We start from the raw sequence: 24032 nt of genomic DNA, 5'->3' as shown, positions 1-24032 counted from the left end.
CGCCCTCGCTTAAATTTCAGCGGCCAGTTTGTTAACCAGCTCCGCATGCGCGTTTTGATCGATTGTGGCGCCAAGGATCTTTTCAGCACCGCCAACGGCCAGAGCACCCACTTGGGCACGCAGGGCGTCTTTAGCGCTGTTCAGTTCCTGTTCGATCTCGGCCAGAGCCTGAGCCTTCACACGGTCAGCTTCGACGCGGGCCTGTTCACGGGCTTCCTCGACAAGCTGAGCAGCGCGTTTCTTGCTTTGCTCAATGATTTCGGCTGCCTGTGCTTTAGCTTCACGCAGTTGCTGACCCGCTTTCTCTTGGGCCAGCTCCAGGTCGCGAGCTGCGCGGTTGGCAGCGTCCAAGCCATCGGCAATCTTCTTTTGGCGCTCTTGCAGAGCAGTGATGACCGGAGGCCATACGTACTTCATGCAGAAGAGTACAAAAATCAGGAAAGCAACGGATTGGCCAATCAGGGTTGCATTAATGTTCACGCCAACACCTCGCTCGGTCTTAATTCATACAGCAAATCAACTCGTGGTGACGAGTGATTAGCCGGCGATCTGACCAACGAACGGATTCGCGAAGGTGAAGAACAGAGCGATACCAACACCGATCATGGTTACGGCGTCGAGCAGACCGGCAACGATGAACATTTTAACCTGCAGCATCGGAACCATTTCTGGTTGACGAGCAGCGCCTTCCAGGAATTTGCCGCCCAGCAGGCCGAAACCAATGGCGGTACCCAGAGCACCCAGGCCGATCAGCAGAGCAACAGCGATAGCGGTCAGACCAACTACAGTTTCCATCTTTCCTCCCGACTTTTACGTCGTATTGGTTAGGTTTTTAGTTTGAAGCGGTAAAACAAATCGTGAGTACAGCTGCCCTTGCGGACTTTTTAAGCCCTCCCCCCGTACCGGCGAGGAAGGCTATCAGACACGCCAGGCGGTCTTAATGGTTATCTTCGTGCGCCATCGACAGGTAGACGATGGTCAGCATCATGAAGATGAAAGCTTGCAGGGTGATGATCAGGATGTGGAACACAGCCCACGCCCATTGCAGCACCACACCCAGGCCGCTCAGCCAGAGCAGGCCGGAGCCGAACATGACGGCGATCAGGATGAACACCAGCTCACCGGCGTACATGTTGCCGAACAGACGCAGTGCCAGCGAGATCGGCTTGGCGATCAGGGTGACGAATTCGAGCAGGAAGTTCACCGGGATCAGCAGGATCTGTACAAAGATGTTCTTGCTGCCGAACGGGTGCAGGGTCAGCTCACCGATGAAGCCGCCCAGGCCCTTGACCTTGATGCTGTAGAAGATGATCAGGGCGAACACGCTGAAGGCCATGGCCAGGGTCGCGTTCGGGTCGGTGGTCGACACGGCGCGGAACGGAATGTGCGGATCACCGGAGATCAGGATGGCCAGCTGAGGAATCCAGTCGACCGGTACCAGGTCGACGGCGTTCATCAGGAATACCCAGACGAAGATGGTCAGCGCCAGCGGTGCGATCACCGGGCTACGGCCGTGGAAGGAGTCCTTCACGCTGCCGTTGACGAAGTCGACCATCACTTCGACGAAGTTCTGCAGACCGCCAGGTTGGCCGGAGGTCGCCTTCTTCGCCGCCATGCGGAAGATGAACAGGAAGATCAGACCCAGCGCAACGGACCAGCCCAGGGTGTCCAGGTGGAACGCCCAGAAGCCCATTGCCTTGGCTTCTGCAGCCGAATGGGCGAAGCCCCAGCTGCCGTCTGGTAGTTGACCGTAGGTCAGGTTCTGCAAGTGGTGCTGGATATAGCCCGAAGCGGTTTCTGCTGCCATGGTTGCCTCAAACGCCCTAAGGTCTCGAAAGTCTTTTATTCATTAGCAGTGGCGCGAACCAGCTGACCATTAGGGTCAGCAGGAAGACGCCGAATACTGCTAACGGCGCCAATGGCTTCACTCCTGCGAAGGTCAGTGCAAACAGCACTGCCGTCAAAATCATTTTGCCTGCCTCGCCAGCGTAGAACGACTTGACGATGGCCTGCGCTGCCCGGGCTCCGCTGAAGCGAAATGCCTTCCAGGCGAAATACACATTGGGTAGCCAGGCAATCAAACCTCCGCAGAGACCTGAATATCCACTGACCGCCCCTTTCCACTGCCACAACACCAACGTTGCCAACAGCAGTACAACACATTGAGTCAGCAGTACCGGAAAAACCGCCCAGCGATGGAAAGGCAAGCGGTTTGGCGTGCGTATTTCCATCACAACTGCTCCTCGGAAGTCGACCAACAAGTCAGCTATGACTTGGCATAATTTGTGCCGACAAAATGCGCGCAGAGTATAGGGGTGGATTAACCCCTATTCAACTCTTCGTAGTGATTTCCGACTGCGCGCTACAACAGGAATTGTTTCAGCGGATGTGAGCAAGGACGCCTTGCAACTCGTCAAGCGAGTTATAGCGAATAACCAACTGGCCCTTGCCCTTGTTGCCATGACGGATCTGTACGGCAGAGCCCAGGCGCTCTGCGAGCCGCTGTTCAAGGCGTGCGATATCCGGATCAGGTTTGCTCGGTTCGACCGGATCAGGCTTATCGCTGAGCCATTGACGCACCAGTGCCTCGGTTTGGCGCACGGTGAGGCCACGTGCGACAACATGACGCGCCCCCTCTTCCTGACGATGCTCTTCAAGACCGAGCAAAGCGCGCGCATGACCCATCTCCAGGTCACCATGGGCGAGCATGGTCTTGATCGCTTCAGGCAGGGTGATCAGGCGCAGCAGGTTGGCCACGGTAACCCGCGACTTGCCCACGGCATCCGCTACTTGCTGCTGGGTCAGTTCGAACTCCTGCTGCAGGCGCTGCAGCGCGAGGGCCTCTTCCAGGGGGTTGAGGTCTTCGCGCTGGATGTTCTCGATCAGCGCCATGGCAATGGCCGTTTCGTCCGGCACTTCGCGGACCATGGCCGGCACGGTGTCCAGGCCAGCCTGCTGGGTGGCGCGCCAACGGCGCTCACCGGCGATGATCTCGTAGCGGTTGTCGGCAATCGGGCGAACCACGATCGGCTGCATCACGCCATGGGTGCGAATCGAGTGCGCGAGTTCTTCCAGCGCCACCGGGTCCATGTCGCGACGCGGCTGGTACTTGCCACGTTGAATCAGCTCGACCGGCAGGTGTTGCAGTTCTTTCTGGTCGATCTTGACAGCCTGCTCTTCGAGCGCGCTGACGGAAGGACCACTGAGCAGTGCATCCAACCCACGTCCGAGACCCCGTTTCTTAACGGCCATACGGATTCCTTAAGTTGTTTGTGCAGTGCGGGATGGACGGCGCTGACGGCGTACCAGTTCCCCAGCCAGGGCCAGATAAGCCAGCGCGCCACGCGATTGCTTGTCGTAGGCCAGGGCCGGCATGCCGAAGCTTGGGGCCTCGGCCAGGCGAATGTTGCGCGGGATGACCGTGTCGTACAGCTGCTCGCCGAAGTGTTCCTTGAGCTGGGCCGAAACATCGTTGTTCAGGCTCAGGCGCGGGTCGAACATGGTCCGCAACAGGCCTTCGATCTTCAGCTCCGGGTTCAACCGGGCGGCGATGCGCTTGATGTTATCCACAAGGTCACTGAGACCTTCCAGTGCGTAGTACTCGCACTGCATGGGGATGATGACGCCATCGGAGGCCACCAACGCGTTCAGCGTCAGCATCGACAACGACGGCGGACAGTCGATGAGAATGAAGTCGTAGTTCTCGCGGATCGGCGCCAGGGCGTTGCGCAGGCGGCTTTCCTTGACCTGCATTTCCAGCAGCACCACTTCGGCGGCGGTCAGGTCACGGTTGGCCGGCAACAGCTGGAAACCACCGTGCTCGGAGTAATGCATGGCCTGAGCCAGGTCGCATTCCCCGATCAGCAGGTCGTATACCGAGTGCTCGAGCTCGTGCTTGTCGACACCGCTGCCCATGGTGGCATTGCCTTGCGGATCGAGGTCGATCAGCAGCACACGACGTTTGGTCGCGGCCAGCGAAGCGGCGAGATTGATACAGGTGGTGGTCTTGCCCACACCACCTTTCTGGTTCGCGATTGCGAATACCTTAGCCATTGATGCGCGTGTTCCCAGTCATGCCTTGCGGCGCAGTATCAGCAGATGGCGCTGGCCCTGGCAACCCGGAACGGTCAGGGCCTGCTCGCTTTCCACTGTGAAGTCTGCGGGCAATGCTACCAGTTCATCGGCAGGATGCAGCCCCTTCATTGCAAGCCATTGCGTCCCGGTGTCGCCCAGATGGCGGGTCCAGTTGGTGAAGTTCTCCATGCTGCTGAAGGCACGAGAGATGATTCCGCTGAACGGTTGCGCCGGTTTGAATGCTTCGACCCGGCTGTGGATAACCTGCAGGTTGTCCAGCTTGAGTTCCATTTTGACCTGGGTCAGGAAGCGGGTCTTCTTGCCATTGCTGTCCAGAACCGTCACTTGCTTGTGCGGGTGCAGGATAGCCAAGGGTATGCCTGGCATGCCACCCCCACTGCCGACATCCAGCCAGTTATCGCGCTCGCTGTGGATAAACGACATGACGCTGAGGCTGTCGAGCAGATGCCGCGAAACCATCTCGTCCGGATCACGCACGGCAGTCAGGTTGTAGGCCTTGTTCCATTTGATCAACAGGGCCAGGTAGCCCAGCAGCATCTCGTGCTGCTGCGCGCTCAGCTCGATGCCGAGCTGGCGCGCGCCTGTGGACAATTCTTCGGCGTGTTGCGGGGTGACCAGGGAACTCAAGCGCTTTGCTCCAATTCGCGGCCTGCGCCGCGTTTTTTCAGATGAATCAGCAGCAGCGAAATGGCCGCTGGTGTCACACCAGGGATACGCGAAGCCTGACCCAACGTCTCGGGACGGGTCTGGCCAAGCTTGCCCTGGATTTCCTTCGACAGGCCAGAAATCGTGGTGTAGTCGATATCCACAGGCAGGCGGGTGTCTTCGCTGGCGCGCAGCCGAGCGATTTCGTCCTGCTGGCGGTCGATGTAGCCCGCGTACTTGGTCTTGATCTCGACCTGCTCGGCAACCTGTGGATCAATTTCATCACCACCGGTGGCCTCGATCAGGCCGGCGTAGTCGATTTCCGGCCGCGCCAGCAGGTTGAGCAGGCTGTATTCGTGGCTCAACGGCGTGCCGAACTTATCCACAACTGCCTGGCCCTGCGGGGTATTCGGGCGAACCCAGGTCGACTTCAGGCGCTGTTCCTCACGCTCGATGCCGTCACGCTTGGCGCAGAACGCGGCCCAACGCTGGTCATCGATCAGGCCCAGTTCGCGGCCTTTTTCGGTCAGGCGCAGGTCGGCGTTGTCTTCGCGCAGGATCAGCCGGTACTCGGCACGCGAGGTGAACATGCGGTACGGCTCCTGGGTACCCAGGGTGATCAGGTCGTCGACCAGTACGCCGATGTACGCCTCGTCGCGGCGCGGGCACCAGCTTTCGCGGCCTTGCGCACGCAGTGCAGCGTTGGTACCGGCCAACAGGCCTTGTGCACCGGCTTCTTCGTAACCGGTGGTGCCGTTGATCTGGCCAGCGAAGAACAGGCCGCCGATGACCTTGGTCTCGAGGCTGTACTTCAGGTCACGCGGGTCGAAGTAGTCGTACTCGATGGCGTAGCCCGGGCGCACGATGTGGGCGTTTTCCATGCCGCGAATCGAGCGCACCAGCTCCAGCTGCACGTCGAACGGCAGCGACGTCGAGATGCCGTTGGGGTACAGCTCATGGGTGTTCAGGCCTTCCGGCTCGATGAATACCTGGTGGCTTTCCTTGTCGGCAAAACGGTGGATCTTGTCTTCGATCGATGGGCAGTAGCGCGGGCCAACACCTTCGATCACACCCGAGTACATCGGCGAACGGTCGAGGTTCGACGCGATGATTTCGTGGGTGCGGGCGTTGGTGTGGGTAATCCAGCAGCTCACCTGGCGCGGATGCATCTGCGCGTTGCCCATGAACGACATGACCGGGATCGGCGTATCGCCCGGTTGCTCGGTCATGACCGAGAAGTCTACCGACCGGCCATCGATACGCGGCGGGGTACCGGTTTTCAAACGGCCTACGCGCAGCGGCAGTTCACGCATGCGGTGCGCCAGGGCAATCGAAGGCGGATCGCCGGCGCGACCGCCGGAATGGTTTTGCAAACCGATGTGGATAAGGCCACCGAGGAAGGTCCCGGTCGTCAGCACCACGGAGTCGGCAAAGAAGCGCAGACCCATCTGGGTCACCACGCCTTTGACTTGGTCCTGTTCGACGATCAGGTCGTCGCAGGACTGCTGGAATATCCACAGGTTTGGCTGGTTTTCCAGGATTTCGCGAACCACAGCCTTGTAAATGGCGCGGTCAGCTTGCGCTCGGGTGGCGCGTACGGCCGGGCCTTTGCGGTTGTTCAAAACGCGGAACTGGATGCCGCTCATGTCGGTGGCCAATGCCATGGCACCGCCGAGCGCATCGATCTCTTTGACCAGATGGCTTTTGCCAATACCGCCAATCGCGGGGTTGCAGCTCATGTGACCGAGGGTTTCCACGTTATGGGTCAGCAGCAGGGTTTTCACACCCATGCGTGCAGACGCAAGCGCAGCCTCGGTACCGGCATGGCCGCCGCCGATGACGATCACTTCAAAACGGGAAGGGAAATCCACCACGCACCTCGTGCCTGTTTTTGCGAATAGAGAAGGTAAGCGGACAAGTATAGGGACTTACCCCCTTGCAAAGGAACCGCTTGCGCAAAATTTGATCAGGCTGTGGATGAGTGGCAGACAACAAAAACAACGAAGAGAGATTTAAAAAAGCTTTGTTTTTATGTTTATTCTTATGCACACACCTTTCTGTGGATAAGGTTACACAGCCCTTACACTCCGCTGTGTACAGAGAAATTAAACCCTGTTATCCAAGTGCCATAAGGCCTCTGGATAACGTCCTTTAGCCTGTGGATTAAAGTGCTACTTATGCACAAGCGGTTTTTTCCTCAAGAAAAAGAGGGGGTTATCAAGAGAGCTGATGGAGGGTTTTCCACAGGGTACAGGCGAGTGTTTTGGCTGCTGTGGATGAAATAAAACCGGAAGTCGAGCCGTGCTTTTGCTCTCCACAGCCCCTTGCTAACCAATCGCCGGGCAAAAAAAAGCCGCTCCCGAAGGAGCGGCCTGGTGGTGCGAGTGCCTTTTGAAGGCCTGTGGATTACTTACCGATGCAGAAACTGGAGAAGATGCGCCCCAACAGGTCATCCGAGCTGAACGCCCCTGTGATCTCTCCCAGGGCCTGCTGAGCCTGTCGCAAGTCCTCAGCCAGCAGCTCACCGGCCCCCGCGAGGGTCAATTGCGCGCGGCCATGCTCCAGGTGATCGCAGGCCTGGCGCAGGGCATCGAGGTGGCGCCGGCGGGCGCTGAAGCCGCTCTCAGCGGTCTGTTCATAACCCATGCAGGCCTTGAGGTGGTCGCGCAGCAACTGCAAGCCACTGTCGTCGTCCTTGGCGCTGAGGGTGATGGTCACATGGCCGTCGTCACACTGTTCCAGGCCCACGGCCTCACCACTGAGGTCAGCCTTGTTGCGGATCAGGGTGACTTTGCCAGGGTCTGGCCGCTGATCGAGGAACTCCGGCCAGAGGGCAAACGGGTCTGCGGCTTCCGGGGCTGTGGAATCCACCACCAGCAACACACGATCCGCTTCGCCAATGGCCTTGAGCGCCCGCTCGACGCCGATTCTTTCCACATGGTCATCGGTATCACGCAGGCCTGCAGTGTCGACCACATGCAACGGCATGCCATCGATGTGGATATGTTCACGCAGGATGTCGCGGGTGGTGCCGGCGATGTCGGTGACGATGGCGGCTTCGCGGCCCGCAAGGCGGTTCAGCAGGCTGGATTTACCCGCATTCGGACGGCCGGCAATAACTACGGTCATGCCATCGCGCAGCAAAGCGCCCTGCCCGGCTTCGCGTTGCACTGTGGACAACTCGCCACGCACCGCGTCCAGCATCGACAGCACGTGGCCATCGGCGAGGAAGTCGATCTCCTCCTCAGGAAAGTCGATCGCCGCTTCGACATAGATCCGCAAGGCGATCAGCGCCTCGGTAAGGCTGTGCACACGCTTGGAGAACTCACCTTGTAGCGAACGCAAGGCATTGCGCGCGGCCTGGCTGGAGCTGGCCTCGATAAGGTCGGCGATCGCCTCGGCTTGCGCCAGGTCGAGCTTGTCGTTGAGAAACGCACGCTCGCTGAACTCACCGGGCCGGGCCAGGCGGCAACCAAGTTGTACACAGCGTTGCAGCAGCATGTCGAGGACCACCGGCCCACCATGCCCCTGCAGCTCGAGCACATCCTCACCGGTGAACGAGTTCGGCCCCGGGAAGTACAACGCGATGCCTTCGTCCAGGACCAGGCCCTGGTCATCACGGAAGGGCCCGTAATGCGCATGGCGAGGCGTCAGGGTGCGGCCGGTGATGAGCTGGCCTGCCTTGGCCGCCAGAGGGCCAGACAAGCGGACAATGCCCACGCCACCGCGGCCTTGGGCGGTAGCGATGGCAGCGATGGTCTCACGCACAGTGTTCATGCTCGAAAGCCTCTACGACAAAAACGACAGATAGCAAAAACGCCCCACTAGGGGGCGTTTTTATTCACAGACTAGCAGCCCGTCAAGCAGCAGCTTTTTTAGTCGCTGCTTCGATATTGCGGGTGATGTACCACTGCTGCGAAATCGACAGGCAGTTGTTCACAACCCAGTACAGCACCAGGCCAGCCGGGAACCACAGGAAGAAGAAGGTGAAGATGATTGGCATCATTTTCATTACCTTGGCCTGCATCGGATCCGGCGGCGTCGGGTTCAGACGCTGCTGAATGAACATGGTGGCGCCCATGATGATCGGCAGGATGAAGAACGGATCCTTGATCGACAGGTCAGTGATCCACAGCATCCATGGGGCCTGGCGCATTTCTACGCTTTCCAGCAGTACCCAGTACAGGGCCAGGAATACCGGCATCTGAACCAGGATCGGCAGGCAGCCACCCAGCGGGTTGATCTTCTCTTTCTTGTACAGCTCCATCATCGCCTGGGACATCTTCTGGCGATCATCACCGAAGCGTTCCTTCAGCGCAGCGAGCTTCGGCGCCACGGCACGCATGCGCGCCATCGAGCGGTAGCTGGCAGCCGACAGCGGGAAGAACAGGCCTTTGATCAGCATGGTCAGGACGATGATCGACCAGCCCCAGTTACCCAGCAGGCTGTGGATATGTTGCAGCAGCCAGAAGATCGGTTGGGCAATGAACCACAGGAAGCCGTAGTCGACGGTCAGTTCCAGGCCTGGGGACAACTCTTTGAGCTTGGACTGGATCTTCGGACCGGCGTACAGCATGGCGCTGGTTTCGACCTTGCCGCCAGCAGGAACGCTGATGGCTGGGCCGGTGTAGCCGATGATGTAGTTGCCTTGGCTGTCCTTGCGGGTCTGGACAACGTTGTTGTCCGACTTGGCCGGGATCCAGGCAGTGACGAAGTAGTGCTGCAGCCAGGCGACCCAGCCGCCGGACACATTTTCTTTCAAACTACCTTTGTCGATGTCCTTCATCGACACTTTCTTGTACGGCTCGGCAGCTGTCCACAGGGCGGCGCCCAGGTAGGTAGCGGTGCCGGTCGCCGTGCTCGAAGACGGATCGCCACTGGCGTCACGCTTGAGCTGGGCAAACATGTTGCCGCTCCAAGCCTGGCTGCTCTGGTTGTCGATCAGGTAGCTGACGGTCAGGTCGTACTCACCGCGCTTGAAGCTGAAGCGCTTGATGTAGTTCACACCGTTGTCGCTGAACTTCAGGTCCACCACCAGTTGTTCCTGGCCATCGGCCAGCTGGTAGTTGCGCTGTTCAGCCGCGTACAGCGGGCGACCCGTGGAACGGGCGTCCGGGCCATTGGCGCCGGTCAGGCCGCTCTGGGCCAGGTAAACACGCTCGCCACCGTTGTCGAACAACTGGAACGGAATGTTCGGGTGGTCCTGACGGCGTGGGTACTTCGGCAGGTTCAGCTGGACGATGTCACCACCCACCGGGTCGATAGCCAGTTCCAGAACATCGGTCTTGACGCGGACCAGATCCTTGCTGAGTGCGACCGGTGCCAGTTCGGCAGGGCTCGATTCGGCGTTGGCGCTCGGTACATCGGCGCTGGCACCGTTGTTACCGGCCGGCACGCCATCGGGCAAGCCCGGAGCAACAGTGCTGGCAGCAGTATTCTGAGTCGGCAGGGCAGCTTGGCCGTAGTCATCGTTCCACTTCAGGACCATGACGTAGGACACGACTGCCAGCGCGGCGATCAGGATCGTGCGTTTAATATCCATGATTACTCGGCTATCGAAGAAGTTCGGGAGGAAGGAGCGGGTGGAACGGGATCGAAACCGCCGTCGTTCCACGGATGACAACGCCCCAGGCGACGAACGGCCAGCCACCCACCACGCCATAAGCCATGGTTTTCGATGGCTTCGTAAGCGTAACAGGAGCAGCTGGGGAAGAAACGACAGTGACTGGCCATCAGAGGACTGATGGCATAACGGTAAAACTGGATCGGAACGAGTGCCAGTTTACGCATCTTGGCTGTCTACCCCTGCGGAATCGGCGCTAACCGCTGGAGAAGGCCGGCTGCGCGCCAGGCGTTTCCAGAGCTTGCCAAAGTGTTGATGCAATTCCGGGTTTTCTACCTCACCCAATCCCTTGCGCGCGACGATCACGATGTCCAGGCCAGCGAGTATCTGCTGGTTCAGACGAAAGGAATCGCGCATCAAGCGCTTGAGGCGATTGCGTTGAACGGCGAGCTTGACGCTCTTCTTGCCGATCACCAGGCCAAGGCGCGGATGATCGAGGCCGTTCTCGCGAGCAAGGATCAGCAGGTTTTTCCCTGGAACCTTGCCGGTTGGGGAGTCGAAGACCGCTTTGAAATGTCGGGGTGTAAGCAGTCGCTTTTCCCGACTGAAGTCCTGACTCACCACCTGTGCCGAAAAATCAAATGGCCAGACGCTTACGGCCTTTGGCACGACGACGCGACAGAACAGCGCGGCCGTTCTTGGTAGCCATACGAGCACGGAAACCGTGAGTGCGCGCGCGCTTGATGGTGCTTGGTTGGAAAGTACGTTTCATGGCGTGTTACCTGGGTTTGTCGACGACGGCCGGGATGGCCCCCTTTTTAAGAGACCGGCGATTCTAGAGAAAGCAAGCCAATAGGTCAATTTCCAACCAGTCATTCCTTATAGAAGGCGTGACGGGCTCGGTCGATCAGACGCTGCCCAGACACGGCCTTAGCGTGAACGCACATCGGGGGATAACATGAAAAAAAAGAAGAGACATTTAAAAAGCTTTCTTAAAGAACTTATAAATCTTAAGTGGATAACTTTCTGTGGATAACGTTCTGCAGCCCAGAAATAGCGGGCTGTACAGAGTTTTGAAACCCTGTCGGTATCCGGTGCTGCGCTTGTGCTCCGCATGCGCAGAAGCTGTGGATTAAAGTGCTCATTATCCACAGGTGAATTATCCACAGATCTCAACCCAGGGTTGTGCATAGCCCTCAGGTGCGGTTATCCACAGAGCTTATGCACAGCGCAATAAAGCCGTTTTGGTCGATAAATGGCTGTTTTGTCATGGCTCCTAACGTATCCACATGTGGATAACTGATCGCTCGACCGGTACAATGGCGGTTTGTTTTTGCCTCATCCGGCTTTCAAACTCAGGGGATATCCGTGTCAGTGGAACTTTGGCAGCAGTGCGTGGAGCTTCTGCGCGATGAACTGCCTGCCCAGCAATTCAACACCTGGATCCGTCCGCTACAGGTCGAAGCCGAAGGCGACGAGTTGCGCGTCTATGCGCCTAACCGTTTCGTTCTCGATTGGGTCAATGAAAAGTACCTGGGTCGTCTGCTCGAGCTGTTGGGTGAGAACGGCAGCGGCATTGCGCCTGCCCTTTCCTTATTAATAGGCAGCCGTCGCAGCTCGGCGCCGCGGGCCGCGCCCAATGCGCCGGTCAGTGCCGCTGTGGCCGCTTCGCTGGCGCAGACCCAGGTACAAAAAGCCGCGCCTGCTGCGATGTCGGTAGAGCCTGCCGCTGCGCCTGTGGAAGCTGCGCAGGTCAATGAGGTTGCCGAGCCTTCGTCGCGTGACAGCTTTGATGCCATGGCCGAGCCTGCGCCGGCACCGGCTACCAACACCCGCACCGAACAGCGCACTGTTCAGGTTGAAGGTGCCCTCAAGCACACCAGTTACCTGAACCGCACGTTCACGTTCGACACCTTCGTCGAAGGTAAGTCGAACCAGCTGGCGCGGGCCGCTGCCTGGCAGGTCGCCGACAACCCGAAGCATGGCTACAACCCGCTCTTCCTTTATGGGGGTGTGGGCTTGGGTAAAACCCACTTGATGCATGCTGTGGGTAACCACCTGCTGAAGAAAAATCCGAATGCCAAGGTGGTCTACTTGCATTCGGAGCGTTTCGTCGCGGACATGGTCAAGGCGCTGCAGCTCAATGCCATCAACGAATTCAAGCGCTTCTACCGCTCGGTCGATGCGTTGCTGATCGACGACATCCAGTTCTTCGCCCGCAAAGAGCGTTCCCAGGAAGAGTTTTTCCACACCTTCAACGCCCTGCTCGAGGGCGGCCAGCAGGTGATCCTCACCTCCGACCGCTACCCGAAGGAAATTGAAGGCCTGGAAGAACGTCTGAAATCCCGCTTCGGCTGGGGCCTCACCGTTGCGGTAGAGCCTCCCGAGCTGGAAACGCGTGTCGCGATTCTGATGAAGAAGGCGGACCAGGCTAAAGTCGAGCTGCCGCATGACGCTGCCTTCTTTATTGCCCAGCGCATCCGCTCTAACGTCCGCGAACTGGAAGGTGCCCTGAAGCGGGTGATCGCTCACTCGCACTTCATGGGCCGCGACATCACCATCGAACTGATTCGCGAATCGCTCAAAGACTTGCTGGCGCTGCAAGACAAGCTGGTCAGTGTGGATAACATTCAGCGCACAGTGGCCGAGTACTACAAGATCAAGATCTCCGATCTGTTGTCCAAGCGTCGCTCGCGTTCTGTCGCGCGCCCGCGCCAGGTAGCCATGGCCCTGTCGAAGGAGCTGACCAACCACAGTCTGCCGGAGATCGGCGACATGTTTGGTGGTCGCGACCACACGACCGTGCTGCACGCCTGCCGCAAAATCAACGAACTGAAGGAATCCGACGCGGACATCCGCGAGGACTACAAGAACCTGCTGCGGACGCTGACGACCTGATGGCCGTCTGCGCAGCTAATTGAAGGCAAGGGACTAGACCATGCATTTCACCATTCAACGCGAAGCCCTGTTGAAACCCCTGCAACTGGTCGCCGGTGTCGTCGAGCGCCGTCAGACCTTGCCGGTCCTGTCTAACGTATTGCTGGTTGTGCAAGGCCAGCAGCTGTCGTTGACCGGTACCGACCTGGAAGTCGAACTGGTAGGCCGCGTGCAACTGGAAGAGCCAGCCGAGCCTGGCGAAATCACTGTCCCGGCCCGTAAGCTGATGGACATCTGCAAAAGCCTGCCAAACGACGTCCTGATCGATATCAAGGTCGACGAGCAAAAACTGTTGGTCAAGGCCGGCCGCAGCCGCTTCACCCTGTCGACCCTGCCCGCCAATGACTTCCCGACGGTGGAAGAAGGCCCAGGCTCGCTGACCTGCAACTTGGAACAGAGCAAGCTGCGCCGCCTGATCGAGCGCACCAGCTTTGCCATGGCTCAACAGGATGTGCGCTACTACCTCAACGGCATGCTGCTGGAGGTGTCGCGTAACACCCTGCGCGCTGTTTCTACCGATGGCCACCGCCTGGCGCTGTGCTCCATGAGCGCGCCCATCGAGCAGGATGATCGCCACCAGGTGATCGTGCCGCGCAAAGGTATCCTGGAGCTCGCGCGCCTGCTGACTGATCCGGAAGGCATGGTCAGCATCGTCCTGGGGCAACACCACATTCGCGCAACCACCGGCGAGTTCACCTTCACCTCCAAGCTGGTGGACGGCAAGTTCCCGGACTACGAGCGTGTACTGCCTAAGGGTGGCGATAAGCTGGTGGTCGGTGATCGTCAGGCGCTGCGTGAGGCATTCAGCCGTACCGCGATCCTGTCCAACGAAAAGTACCGCGGCATTCGCCTGCAACTGGCCGCTGGCCAACTGAAGATTCAGGCCAACAACCCTGAGCAAGAAGAAGCGGAAGAAGAGATCAGCGTCGACTACAACGGCAGCGCGCTGGAGATCGGCTTCAACGTCAGCTACTTGCTGGATGTGCTGGGCGTGATGACGACCGAGCAAGTGCGTCTGATTCTGTCCGACTCCAACAGCAGTGCGCTGCTGCAGGAGGCTGGCAATGATGACTCTTCCTACGTTGTCATGCCGATGCGTCTGTAACCTGTAGCAGACTGAATGTCCCTTCGACGTATCATGGTCACCGCGGTGCGCAACCTGCACCCGGTGACCCTCTCACCCTCTCCCCGCATCAACATCCTCTACGGTGCTAACGGCAGCGGCAAAACCAGTGTGCTCGAAGCTGTGCACTTGCTGGGGCTGGCGCGCTCGTTCCGCAGTACCCGTCTGAACCCGGTCATCCAGTACGAGCAGCCAGCTTGCACCGTGTTTGGCGAGGTTGAGTTGACGTCGGGGGGCACCAGCAACCTGGGCGTATCTCGCGAGCGGCAAGGTGATTTCACCATCCGTATCGACGGGCAGAATGCCAAAAGCGCGGCGCAGTTGGCCGAGTTGCTGCCCCTGCAGCTGATTAACCCAGACAGTTTCAGGCTGTTGGAAGGCGCCCCGAAAATTCGCCGCCAATTCCTGGATTGGGGAGTGTTCCACGTGGAACCTCGTTTTCTGCCTGCCTGGCAACGTCTGCAGAAGGCGCTCCGGCAGCGGAACTCGTGGTTGCGGCATGGTACACTTGACCCAGCTTCGCAAGCCGCCTGGGATCGGGAATTGTGCCTGGCCAGCGCGGAAATAGATGAATACCGTCGCAACTACATCAAGGCCTTGAAGCCCGTCTTCGAGCGAACCCTGAGCGAACTGGTCGAGCTTGACGGGTTGACCCTGAGCTATTACCGAGGCTGGGACAAGGACCGGGAACTCAACGAAGTACTCGCCTCCTCTCTTCTTCGTGACCAGCAAATGGGCCACACCCAGGCCGGTCCGCAGCGTGCTGATCTGCGTCTTCGTTTGGCTGCCAATAACGCAGCCGACATTCTGTCGCGAGGGCAGCAGAAACTTGTGGTGTGTGCGCTACGCATTGCCCAAGGGCACCTCGTCAGCCAGGCTCGCCGCGGTCACTGTATTTATCTCGTGGATGACTTGCCGTCAGAACTGGACGAGCAACACCGCCGCGCATTGTGCCGCTTGCTAGAAGAATTACGCTGCCAGGTGTTCATCACCTGTGTAGATCACGAATTACTGAGGGAAGGCTGGCAGACGGAAACGCCAGTTGCTTTGTTCCACGTGGAACAGGGCCGTATCACCCAGACCCACGACCATCGGGAGTGAAGGCATGAGCGAAAATCAAACGTACGACTCCTCCAGCATTAAAGTGCTGAAAGGTTTGGATGCCGTACGCAAGCGTCCCGGCATGTACATTGGCGACACCGATGATGGTAGCGGCCTGCACCACATGGTCTTCGAAGTGGTCGACAACTCGATCGACGAAGCCCTCGCCGGTCATTGCGATGACATCACTGTCATCATCCACACGGATGAATCCATCAGCGTGCGCGACAACGGTCGCGGCATTCCGGTTGACGTGCATAAAGAAGAAGGCGTATCGGCAGCCGAGGTCATCATGACCGTGCTGCACGCCGGCGGTAAGTTCGACGACAACTCGTACAAAGTTTCGGGCGGCCTGCACGGTGTGGGTGTTTCCGTTGTTAACGCCCTGTCCGAGAAGCTGGTGCTGACCGTGCGTCGCAGCGGCAAGATCTGGGAGCAAACCTACGTTCATGGTGTCCCTCAAGCGCCGATGGCGATTGTGGGTGACAGCGAAACGACCGGTACCCACATCCACTTCAAGCCTTCGGCTGAGACGTTCAAGAACATCCACTTCAGCTGGGACATCCTGGCCAAGCGGATCCGTGAACTGTCGTTCCTCAACTCGGGCGTCGGCATTCTGCTCAAGGATGAACGCAGCGGTAAGGAAGAGTTCTTCAAATACGAAGGCGGCCTGCGTGCGTTCGTCGAGTACCTGAACACCAACAAGACGCCGGTGAACAACCAGGTGTTCCACTTCAACGTCCAGCGTGACGATGGTGTGGGTGTTGAAGTGGCCCTGCAGTGGAACGACAGCTTCAACGAAAACCTGCTGTGCTTCACCAACAACATTCCGCAGCGCGATGGCGGTACTCACTTGGTGGGCTTCCGTTCTTCGCTGACCCGCAGCCTGAACAGCTACATCGAGCAGGAAGGCCTGGCCAAGAAGAACAAGGTGGCGACCACGGGCGATGACGCCCGTGAAGGCCTGACCGCGATCATCTCGGTCAAGGTCCCTGACCCCAAGTTCAGCTCCCAGACCAAAGACAAGCTGGTTTCCTCGGAGGTGAAAACCGCCGTGGAACAGGAGATGAACAAGTACTTCTCGGACTTCCTGCTCGAGAACCCGAACGAAGCCAAAGCTGTTGTCGGCAAGATGATCGACGCCGCCCGTGCCCGCGAAGCCGCGCGCAAGGCGCGTGAAATGACTCGCCGCAAAGGTGCACTGGACATCGCGGGCTTGCCAGGCAAGTTGGCCGACTGCCAGGAGAAGGACCCTGCCCTTTCCGAACTGTACCTGGTGGAGGGTGACTCCGCCGGTGGTTCGGCCAAGCAAGGTCGTAACCGTCGCACTCAGGCGATCCTGCCGTTGAAGGGTAAGATCCTCAACGTCGAGAAGGCTCGCTTCGACAAGATGATCTCGTCCCAGGAGGTCGGTACGCTGATCACCGCACTGGGCTGTGGTATCGGTCGCGAAGAGTACAACATCGACAAACTGCGTTATCACAACATCATCATCATGACCGATGCTGACGTTGACGGTTCGCACATCCGTACCCTGCTGCTGACCTTCTTCTTCCGTCAGCTGCCGGAGCTGGTCGAGCGTGGCTACATCTACATTGCCCAGCCACCGTTGTACAAGGTGAAGAAAGGCAAGCAGGAGCAGTACATCAAGGACGACGAGGCCATGGAAGAATACATGACCCAATCGGCCCTGGAAGATGCCAGCCTGCACCTGGACGAGTCGGCGCCAGCGGTTTCCGGCGTTCAGCTGGAAAGCCTGGTGAACGAGTTCCGTGGCGTGATGAAGACCCTCAAGCGTTTGTCGCGCCTGTACCCACAGGAGCTGACCGAGCACTTCATCTACCTGCCGGAAGTTACCCTGGAGCAACTGGGCGACCACGCTGTGATGCAGGCCTGGCTGGCCAAGTTCCAGGAGCGTCTGAGCAGCACCCAGAAGTCGGGCCTGGCGTATCAAGCCAGCCTGCGCGAAGACAAGGAGCGCAATGTCTGGCTGCCGGAAGTGGAAATCACCTCGCACGGCCTGGCCAGCTACATCACCTTCAACCGCGATTTCTTCGGCAGCAACGACTACCGTACCGTGGTCAACATCGGTTCCAAGCTGGCAAGCCTGCTGGGCGAAGGTGCTTATGTGCAGCGTGGCGAGCGCCGCAAGGCAATCGTCGAGTTCAAGGAAGGCCTGGACTGGCTGATGAACGAAAGCACCAAGCGCCACACCATCCAGCGATACAAAGGGCTGGGTGAGATGAACCCGGACCAGCTGTGGGAAACCACCATGGACCCAACCGTGCGCCGCATGCTCAAGGTCACCATCGAAGACGCGATCGCTGCCGATCAGATCTTCAACACCTTGATGGGCGACGCAGTGGAACCTCGCCGCGAGTTCATCGAAAGCAACGCGCTGTCGGTATCGAACCTGGACTTCTGATCAGGTGTAGGTTGAACGACAAAAAAAGCCCGCGAAAGCGGGCTTTTTCATGCGTGCGATACGGCGGGTCAGTAGCCGCTGAGAATGTTCACGATCACCCCACTGGCAATCGCCACCAGCACATAGTCGCCATTCACAGCCAACCAACGGTGGTCACGCGGTGGCGCATAGAGGTGACGTGCACGCCAGTCGGTTACCCAGTAGCGATCGCCGCGGTAATGGGGGTCAACGGCATGCCCGCGTTGCCATTGCTGATGAGGTATCGGCATACCCGGCTGTGGACGGAAGTTCGGGTTTTGGTAAGGGGCTGGCGCATGGCCGTTACCCGGCCGACCCTGCGGCTGTTTGCCGTGCTGGCCGTTGCCATGCGGTGTGTTGCCCTGATGGGAGGGGCCGTTGTCATGCCCCGGGGGTGGGCCCGGTTGAGCAAAGCTGGCCAGCGGCGCGCTGAACATCAGCGCGGCGCACAGCACGGTCAGGGTTTTCTTCATGTGTTGCTGATCCTCTGCATGTTAATGCCCAGCGCAAGTTCGGTTCGCCTGGTGCGGTTAACGGATCAGACAGCGGTTTTGCCAAGCTACTCCTTGGCTCGAGGTAAAGGTCAGGTAAAGGTGGGCAAGGCCTAGACTGCCTACGTGCCCAGGCCCAGTGCCTTCAGGCGTCGATAGAGGGTGCGCTCACTCATGCCCAAGTGGCGCGCCAGCTCACTGCGTGGGCCCTGAAACTGCTCCAGCGCCTGCGCCAGCTCACTCAGGTCGCTATGGCCTCGGCCCCTGGTCACGCCGGGTGCAATCGGTGGGCCGATGTCGTCAGGCAGGTGCTCGGGACGAATCAGCCCGTCATCGGCAAACAGCCGTGCCCGTTCAAGGATGTTACGCAACTCGCGGATATTGCCCGGGAACGGATGCAGCCCGAGGTGCTTCAATGCGGCATCGGCCAACCTGGGCGCGGGCTGCCCAGCCATACGCTGAAGCAGGCTCTCGACCAGCAATGGCAGGTCCTCCACGCGCTCACGCAGGGCAGGCAGCCGTATAGGAAAGCCACTGATGCGGTAATACAGATCCTCACGGAACGTACCTTCGGCGACCATTTTCTTGAGCGGCTTGTGCGTGGCCGAGACCAAACGGAAATCCGAGTGCACGGTCCGCAGGCTGCCCACCGGGCGGAAGCTGCCGGACTCGATCAGGCGCAGCAGCTTGACCTGCATGGCCATCGGCACTTCGCCGATTTCGTCGAGGAACAACGTGCCGCCATGTGCGGCTTCGGCCAGGCCGATCTTGCGTTGGTTGGCGCCGGTGAACGCCCCTTTCTCGTAGCCGAACAGCTCGCTCTCGAACAGCGACTCGGTCAAGCCGGTGCAGTCGACCACGACCAACGGCCCGTTTGCGCGCGGGCTGCCCATGTGCAGGGCGCGGGCGAACAGCTCTTTGCCGGTACCCGATTCGCCCTGGAGCAACACCGGGATTTGCGCGGGCGCCGCGCGCTGCAGGCTGGCCAATGCTGCCTTGAACGCTGGCGCCCGCCCTACCAAGCCCTGCTGCTGAGGTTGCGCTGCGGCGAGCGTGATGGTGGTGAGCCGCTCGACAAAGGCCACCACCCTGCCCTGCTCATCCAGGATTGGCCGCAGCTCGACGTCCACATGCTCAGGGCCGCGTGGCGTGTGATGAATGTGCAGCACACGTTCCGGCACCTTGCTGTCCCATGCCTTGCGCATGGGGCAATGCTCGCCGGCCTGGTCGCACGGCACGGCATAGTGGTGCGAGACCTTGTGGCATTTTTCACCCAGCGGCGCCTGCTGGTCTCGGCCGAACTGGCGGCGGTAGGCCGCGTTGGCTGCGAGGATGTTGTAGTCCGTGTCCAGCACGATGGTGGGCAGGGCATCGTGTTCGAGGTAGGAAACCAACGCTAGGATGATGTGATGAGGCTCAGGCATGACGGCACCGATGTGATAACCCGGCGGAGGGTAGCAAGGACTGCCAAACACTGCCATTGGCTGACAGTCGACTGCCAACGTGGCTGCCATGTTGCCAGGCAAGCGCCAGCCTGGCCCGTATTCATTGGCCAAGGCCTGTGAAAAACCCTGGCATGCATCTTGATAAACCTCCGGTCACTGCCTACGCCTCTATAGGGGCGTAGGAAACTTTGGAGAACTTGATGATCATCGGTAACAACCTTCACGTGGAAGCCTTCTTCGACGAGGCGACCTCGACCATCAGCTACTTGCTCATGGACGGCGAGACGCGCAAATGCGCGTTGATCGACAGCGTTTTGGATTACGACCCCAAGTCGGGGCGCACCTGCACCGCCTCGGCAGACCGGTTGATCACCCGGGTAAAGGCGCTCGATGCCGAGGTGCAGTGGATACTGGAAACCCATGTGCATGCAGACCACCTGTCGGCCGCGGCCTATCTGAAGGACAAGCTCGGCGGCCACACCGCCATCGGTGCGCAGATCACCCAGGTGCAGAAAGTGTTTGGCGCGCTGTTCAATGCCGAACCCGGCTTTGCCCGGGATGGCAGCCAGTTCGATGTCCTGCTGGAGGATGAGGAAGGTTTCCGTATCGGCAACCTGCATGCCCGTGCTTTGCACACGCCGGGGCACACCCCCGCCTGCATGAGCTATGTGGTGGTCGATGGCGGTGAAACGGCGGTGTTCGTCGGTGACACGCTGTTCATGCCCGACTATGGCACGGCCCGTTGCGACTTCCCCGGCGCCGATGCCCGCACCCTGTATCGCTCGATCCGCCGCCTGCTGGCCTTCCCCGACCAGACCCGGTTGTTCATGTGCCACGACTACTTGCCGGGCGGGCGCGACATGCAATACGTCACGACCGTGGCCGAGCAACGAGGCAGCAACGTCCACATTCACCACGGCATCGACGAAGACAGCTTCGTGGCCATGCGCGAAGCCCGCGACAAGACCCTCGACATGCCCGTGCTGATCCTGCCATCGGTGCAGGTCAACATGCGCAGCGGCCACTTCCCTGAGCCCGAGGCCAATGGCGTGAGCTACCTGAAGATTCCTTTGAACATGCTTTAACCGCTTTTACCCATAACGAGATTTCCAGGAAATACCGCCATGCCTGCCTTGCTCCACCCTGCCAACACGCTCAATACCGACCACCACAAAGTGGTGATCGTCGGTGCCGGCGCTGCCGGTATCGCCACCGCGTCCAGCCTGATCAGCCGTGATCCGTCACTGGATATCGCCCTGATCGACCCCGCCGACGTGCATTACTACCAGCCCGGCTGGACCCTGGTCGGCGCCGGTGTGTTCAAGGCGCCAGACACGGCGCGCACCATGGCCTCGACCCTTCCCCGTGGCGTGCATTGGATCAAGGCGCGCGTGCAGGGCTTCGACCCCTTGGGCCAGTTGGTCGTACTCGAGGATGGCCGCGCTATCAGCTATGAACAGTTGGTGGTTTGCCCAGGCCTGAAACTCGATTGGCAGGCCATCGACGGCCTGAGCGAGACACTGGGCCGTAACGGCGTGACCTCCAACTACCGCTACGACCTGGCCTCGTACACCTGGCAACTGGTGCAGCAGCTCAAGCAGGGCCGCGCCTTGTTCACCCAACCGCCGATGCCGATCAAGTGCGCTGGTGCGCCGCAGAAGGCGCTGTACCTGTCTTGCGACCACTGGCTGCGCCACGGGCACTTGGGGGATGTGAAAGCCAGTTACTTCAACGCCGGGGCCGTGCTGTTTGGCGTGGCCGACTACGTGCCCGCACTGATGGCTTACATCGACAAGTACGCCGTGGACCTTAACTACGCCCATCGCCTGGTGGCGGTCGATGGCCCCGGCAAGCGCGCGACGTTCGTGCGTACCTTGGCCGACGGCAGCACTGAAACCCGAGTCGAGGCCTTCGACATGCTGCACGTGGTGCCGCCGCAGGTGGCGCCAGACTTCATTCGCGAGAGCCCGTTAGCAGACAGCGCGGGCTGGGTCGACGTCGACCCGCAGACCTTGCGCCATCGAAAGTTCACCACTATCCATGCCCTGGGCGACGTGGCCAACACCAGTAATGCCAAGACTGCTGCGGCAGCGCGCAAGCAGGCGCCGGTAGTGGCCAATAACGTGCTGGTGGCGTTGGGCAGGCTCCCTACCCTTGCCATGTACGACGGCTATGGTTCGTGCCCGCTGACTGTCGAGCGCGGCAAGATCGTGCTGGCCGAGTTCACCTACGGCGGCAAAGTGGCGCCGAGCTTCCCCCGTTGGCTACTCGATGGCCGACGGCCGACGCGCCTGGCCTGGTTGCTCAAGGCGCGGGTACTGCCGCCGTTGTACTGGAAAGGCATGCTCAAGGGGCGTGAATGGTTGGCGCGGCCGCAGCCATTGGTAGCTGAGGCCAAACAGTGATCGAACACCAACTGTTGGGCGCAGGCTTGGGGGCGGGCATCGGTGCCGTGCTGGCCTTGACCGGTGCGGGGGGCGGTATTCTTGCGGTGCCATTGCTGGTGTTTGGCCTTGGCCTGTCGATGGCCGAGGCGGCGCCAGTCGGCCTGTTGGCGGTGGGCCTTGCTGCCGCCGTGGGGGCAGTGCTGGGTTTGCGTCAGGGGTTGGTGCGCTACCGAGCGGCGTTGTTCATCGCCCTGATCGGCATCGCGGTCGCGCCCTTGGGCCTCATGCTGGCGCACCGTGTGCCCAACACGCCGCTGGCATTGGTATTCGCCGGCGTGCTGGTCTACGCCTGCCTGCGCATTTGGCGCAAGGCGGCCAGGGAGCTGCGCGGTGAAGCCAACGATGCTCACCGCTACATCGAACCCTGCGTGCTCAACCCGCTGCAGGGCCGTTTACGCTGGACGTTGCCCTGCGCACGCGCCCTGGCCTTTACCGGCGCGCTGTCGGGGTTGCTGTCCGGGTTGCTGGGCGTGGGCGGTGGGTTTGTGATCATCCCCGCCTTGAACCGCTACACCAATTTGCGCATGGCCAGCATTGTCTCGACCTCGCTGGCGGTGATTGCACTGGTGTCCACGGGGAGCGTGGTCAGCGCCAGCCTGGCGGGGGTGATGCACTGGCAGGTCGGCGCACCGTTTGCGCTCGGTGCGGTGGTCGGTTTGCTGCTGGCGCGGCCATTGGCAGCCAAACTCGCCGGGCCGCGCTTGCAGCAGATGTTTGCCGTGGCCGGTTGGGCGGCCGCCCTGCTGTTGGCCGGCAAGGCGCTACTGGGCTAGCAGCTCGCCCTGTTCGGCGGCACACAGCGCCAGCAGGTAGTCCCACACTACCCGCAGGCGCACCGATTTGTGCAGCTCGCGACGGGTGCAGATCCAATAGCTGCGCTGGATGGTTTCGCTGGGCAGCACCCGGACCAGCGTCGGGTCATGGCGCGCCATGAAGTTGGGCAGCACGGCAATGCCAAGGCCCGCGCGCGCCGCGTGTTGCTGGGCGATCACGCTGGTGCTGCGAAATGCTACGTTGGGCGCGCGGCAGAAACTGTTGAGAAACAGCAGCTCCTGGCTGAACAGCAGGTCATCGACGTAGCCGATCCAGCTGTGCCGAGCCAAGTCTTCGCGGTTGCGCAGCGGCGGTGCGCGGTCGAGGTACGCTTGGCTGGCGTAGAGCGCCAGGCGGTAGTCGGTGAGCTTGCGGGTGATCAGCAGGTCGGCGTTGGGCCGCTCCAGGTGGATGCTGATTTCCGCCTCGCGGTTGAGGATGCTGACGAAGCGCGGCACCGCCACCAGTTCCACCTCAAGGCCTGGGTAGCGCTCGAACAGCGCGTTCATGCGCGGGGTGAAGAACATGATGCCAATGCCTTCGGTCACCCCCAGGCGGATCTTGCCCAGCGGGGTGATGGCTTGGGTGATTTCTTCCTGCGCCAGCAAGGCGACGTTTTCCATGGCTTCGGCGTGCTTGAGCAGGGCCTGCCCGGACGGGGTCAGGTCGTAACCTTGGGCGTGCTGCACGAACAGTGGCGTGCCCAGGCTTTTCTCGATGCTCTCGATATGCCGGGCGACGGTGCTGTGGGTGGTATTGAGGCGTTTGGCGGCAGTGAGCAAACGGCCGCTGCGCTGCAACTCGAGGAAAAACCGCAGATCGTTCCAGTCGAACATGCTGATCCTTTTGGGCTGTTCACTCTGGCCGGCGATGGCCAAAGCAGACATGTCACTGTGCTAAAACGCACAGCGGCTGCGCGAAATCTCGTG

General features: G+C 60.1%; 23 protein-coding genes. 7 read left to right on the top strand and 16 right to left on the bottom strand.

What is annotated here, in order from left to right; all coding sequences use genetic code 11:
- Positions 1 to 9: 9 nt before the first annotated feature.
- The 13 genes from HU750_RS10455 to rpmH form a co-directional block, all read right to left on the bottom strand.
- Positions 10 to 480, bottom strand: coding sequence for a F0F1 ATP synthase subunit B (locus HU750_RS10455; protein ID WP_003253189.1), 471 nt, complete (start codon positions 478 to 480; stop codon positions 10 to 12).
- A gap of 57 nt (positions 481 to 537) precedes the next feature.
- Positions 538 to 795 carry a F0F1 ATP synthase subunit C gene (gene atpE / locus HU750_RS10450; RefSeq protein ID WP_003097235.1) on the bottom strand — a complete coding sequence of 86 codons (258 nt, stop codon included), beginning with the start codon at positions 793 to 795 and terminating at the stop codon, positions 538 to 540.
- A gap of 142 nt (positions 796 to 937) precedes the next feature.
- A complete protein-coding gene (gene atpB / locus HU750_RS10445; protein WP_016489912.1) occupies positions 938 to 1807 on the bottom strand; it encodes a F0F1 ATP synthase subunit A in 870 nt (289 codons plus the stop codon).
- 16 nt (positions 1808 to 1823) lie between these two features.
- Complete coding sequence (locus HU750_RS10440; protein WP_027592077.1) at positions 1824 to 2231, bottom strand: F0F1 ATP synthase subunit I; 408 nt, start codon at positions 2229 to 2231, stop codon at positions 1824 to 1826.
- Between the two features lie 148 nt (positions 2232 to 2379).
- Positions 2380 to 3252, bottom strand: coding sequence for a ParB/RepB/Spo0J family partition protein (locus HU750_RS10435; RefSeq protein ID WP_027592076.1), 873 nt, complete (start codon positions 3250 to 3252; stop codon positions 2380 to 2382).
- Positions 3253 to 3261: 9 nt separating this feature from the next.
- Positions 3262 to 4053, bottom strand: a complete 792-nt coding sequence (locus HU750_RS10430; protein ID WP_027592075.1) for a ParA family protein — start codon at positions 4051 to 4053, stop codon at positions 3262 to 3264.
- A gap of 18 nt (positions 4054 to 4071) precedes the next feature.
- A complete protein-coding gene (gene rsmG, locus HU750_RS10425) occupies positions 4072 to 4722 on the bottom strand; it encodes a 16S rRNA (guanine(527)-N(7))-methyltransferase RsmG (protein ID WP_186679315.1) in 651 nt (216 codons plus the stop codon).
- Positions 4719 to 6611: a tRNA uridine-5-carboxymethylaminomethyl(34) synthesis enzyme MnmG gene (mnmG, locus tag HU750_RS10420; RefSeq protein WP_186679312.1), complete on the bottom strand. Its 1893-nt coding sequence runs from the start codon at positions 6609 to 6611 to the stop codon at positions 4719 to 4721. Before mnmG ends, rsmG begins: the two co-directional genes overlap by 4 nt.
- A 535-nt stretch (positions 6612 to 7146) precedes the next feature.
- On the bottom strand, positions 7147 to 8517 hold the full coding sequence (mnmE, locus tag HU750_RS10415) for a tRNA uridine-5-carboxymethylaminomethyl(34) synthesis GTPase MnmE (RefSeq protein WP_186679310.1): 1371 nt from the start codon (positions 8515 to 8517) through the stop codon (positions 7147 to 7149).
- Between the two features lie 82 nt (positions 8518 to 8599).
- Positions 8600 to 10282, bottom strand: coding sequence for a membrane protein insertase YidC (gene yidC, locus HU750_RS10410; RefSeq protein ID WP_186679308.1), 1683 nt, complete (start codon positions 10280 to 10282; stop codon positions 8600 to 8602).
- Positions 10283 to 10284: 2 nt separating this feature from the next.
- Positions 10285 to 10530, bottom strand: coding sequence for a membrane protein insertion efficiency factor YidD (gene yidD / locus HU750_RS10405; RefSeq protein WP_075046823.1), 246 nt, complete (start codon positions 10528 to 10530; stop codon positions 10285 to 10287).
- Positions 10523 to 10927: a ribonuclease P protein component gene (gene rnpA / locus HU750_RS10400; protein WP_077068714.1), complete on the bottom strand. Its 405-nt coding sequence runs from the start codon at positions 10925 to 10927 to the stop codon at positions 10523 to 10525. The genes yidD and rnpA overlap by 8 nt, the downstream gene beginning before the upstream one ends.
- A 13-nt stretch (positions 10928 to 10940) precedes the next feature.
- The gene (gene rpmH / locus HU750_RS10395; protein WP_003253163.1) at positions 10941 to 11075 is read right to left on the bottom strand and encodes a 50S ribosomal protein L34; all 135 of its coding nucleotides are present in this window, start codon (positions 11073 to 11075) and stop codon (positions 10941 to 10943) included.
- Between the two features lie 596 nt (positions 11076 to 11671).
- Here rpmH and dnaA point away from each other — a divergent pair.
- Genes dnaA through gyrB form a run of 4 tightly spaced genes read left to right on the top strand, consistent with a single transcriptional unit; the run spans position 11672 to position 17889 of the window.
- On the top strand, positions 11672 to 13201 hold the full coding sequence (dnaA, locus tag HU750_RS10390; RefSeq protein WP_027592069.1) for a chromosomal replication initiator protein DnaA: 1530 nt from the start codon (positions 11672 to 11674) through the stop codon (positions 13199 to 13201).
- 40 nt (positions 13202 to 13241) lie between these two features.
- Complete coding sequence (gene dnaN / locus HU750_RS10385) at positions 13242 to 14345, top strand: DNA polymerase III subunit beta (protein WP_027592068.1); 1104 nt, start codon at positions 13242 to 13244, stop codon at positions 14343 to 14345.
- Between the two features lie 15 nt (positions 14346 to 14360).
- Positions 14361 to 15464, top strand: a complete 1104-nt coding sequence (recF, locus tag HU750_RS10380) for a DNA replication/repair protein RecF (RefSeq protein WP_027592067.1) — start codon at positions 14361 to 14363, stop codon at positions 15462 to 15464.
- Between the two features lie 4 nt (positions 15465 to 15468).
- Positions 15469 to 17889, top strand: a complete 2421-nt coding sequence (gene gyrB, locus HU750_RS10375) for a DNA topoisomerase (ATP-hydrolyzing) subunit B (RefSeq protein ID WP_027592066.1) — start codon at positions 15469 to 15471, stop codon at positions 17887 to 17889.
- Between the two features lie 68 nt (positions 17890 to 17957).
- On the opposite strand, the gene HU750_RS10370 is transcribed toward gyrB, so the two are convergent.
- Together HU750_RS10370 and HU750_RS10365 are read right to left on the bottom strand one after the other, a co-directional pair.
- On the bottom strand, positions 17958 to 18380 hold the full coding sequence (locus tag HU750_RS10370; protein ID WP_186679306.1) for an RcnB family protein: 423 nt from the start codon (positions 18378 to 18380) through the stop codon (positions 17958 to 17960).
- Positions 18381 to 18520: 140 nt separating this feature from the next.
- The gene (locus tag HU750_RS10365; RefSeq protein WP_186679290.1) at positions 18521 to 19822 is read right to left on the bottom strand and encodes a sigma-54 interaction domain-containing protein; all 1302 of its coding nucleotides are present in this window, start codon (positions 19820 to 19822) and stop codon (positions 18521 to 18523) included.
- A 221-nt stretch (positions 19823 to 20043) separates the two neighbouring features.
- Between HU750_RS10365 and HU750_RS10360 the strand changes: the two genes are divergently transcribed.
- Genes HU750_RS10360 through HU750_RS10350 form a run of 3 tightly spaced genes read left to right on the top strand, consistent with a single transcriptional unit; the run spans position 20044 to position 23063 of the window.
- On the top strand, positions 20044 to 20928 hold the full coding sequence (locus HU750_RS10360) for an MBL fold metallo-hydrolase (protein WP_186679279.1): 885 nt from the start codon (positions 20044 to 20046) through the stop codon (positions 20926 to 20928).
- Between the two features lie 39 nt (positions 20929 to 20967).
- A complete protein-coding gene (locus tag HU750_RS10355; RefSeq protein WP_186679278.1) occupies positions 20968 to 22248 on the top strand; it encodes an NAD(P)/FAD-dependent oxidoreductase in 1281 nt (426 codons plus the stop codon).
- Entirely contained in the window at positions 22245 to 23063 is an 819-nt protein-coding gene (locus HU750_RS10350; protein ID WP_186679277.1) for a TSUP family transporter, read from the top strand. Before HU750_RS10355 ends, HU750_RS10350 begins: the two co-directional genes overlap by 4 nt.
- On the opposite strand, the gene HU750_RS10345 is transcribed toward HU750_RS10350, so the two are convergent.
- Positions 23052 to 23939, bottom strand: coding sequence for a LysR family transcriptional regulator (locus HU750_RS10345; RefSeq protein ID WP_027592060.1), 888 nt, complete (start codon positions 23937 to 23939; stop codon positions 23052 to 23054). The genes HU750_RS10350 and HU750_RS10345 overlap by 12 nt on opposite strands.
- Between the last annotated feature and the right edge of the window lie 93 nt (positions 23940 to 24032).

It is taken from the genome of Pseudomonas sp. SWRI50 (assembly GCF_014269095.1).
Classification (GTDB): domain Bacteria; phylum Pseudomonadota; class Gammaproteobacteria; order Pseudomonadales; family Pseudomonadaceae; genus Aquipseudomonas; species Aquipseudomonas kermanshahensis.
Note: the sequence above shows the minus strand (reverse complement) of the source record. Positions and strands in the feature narration are given on the sequence as shown.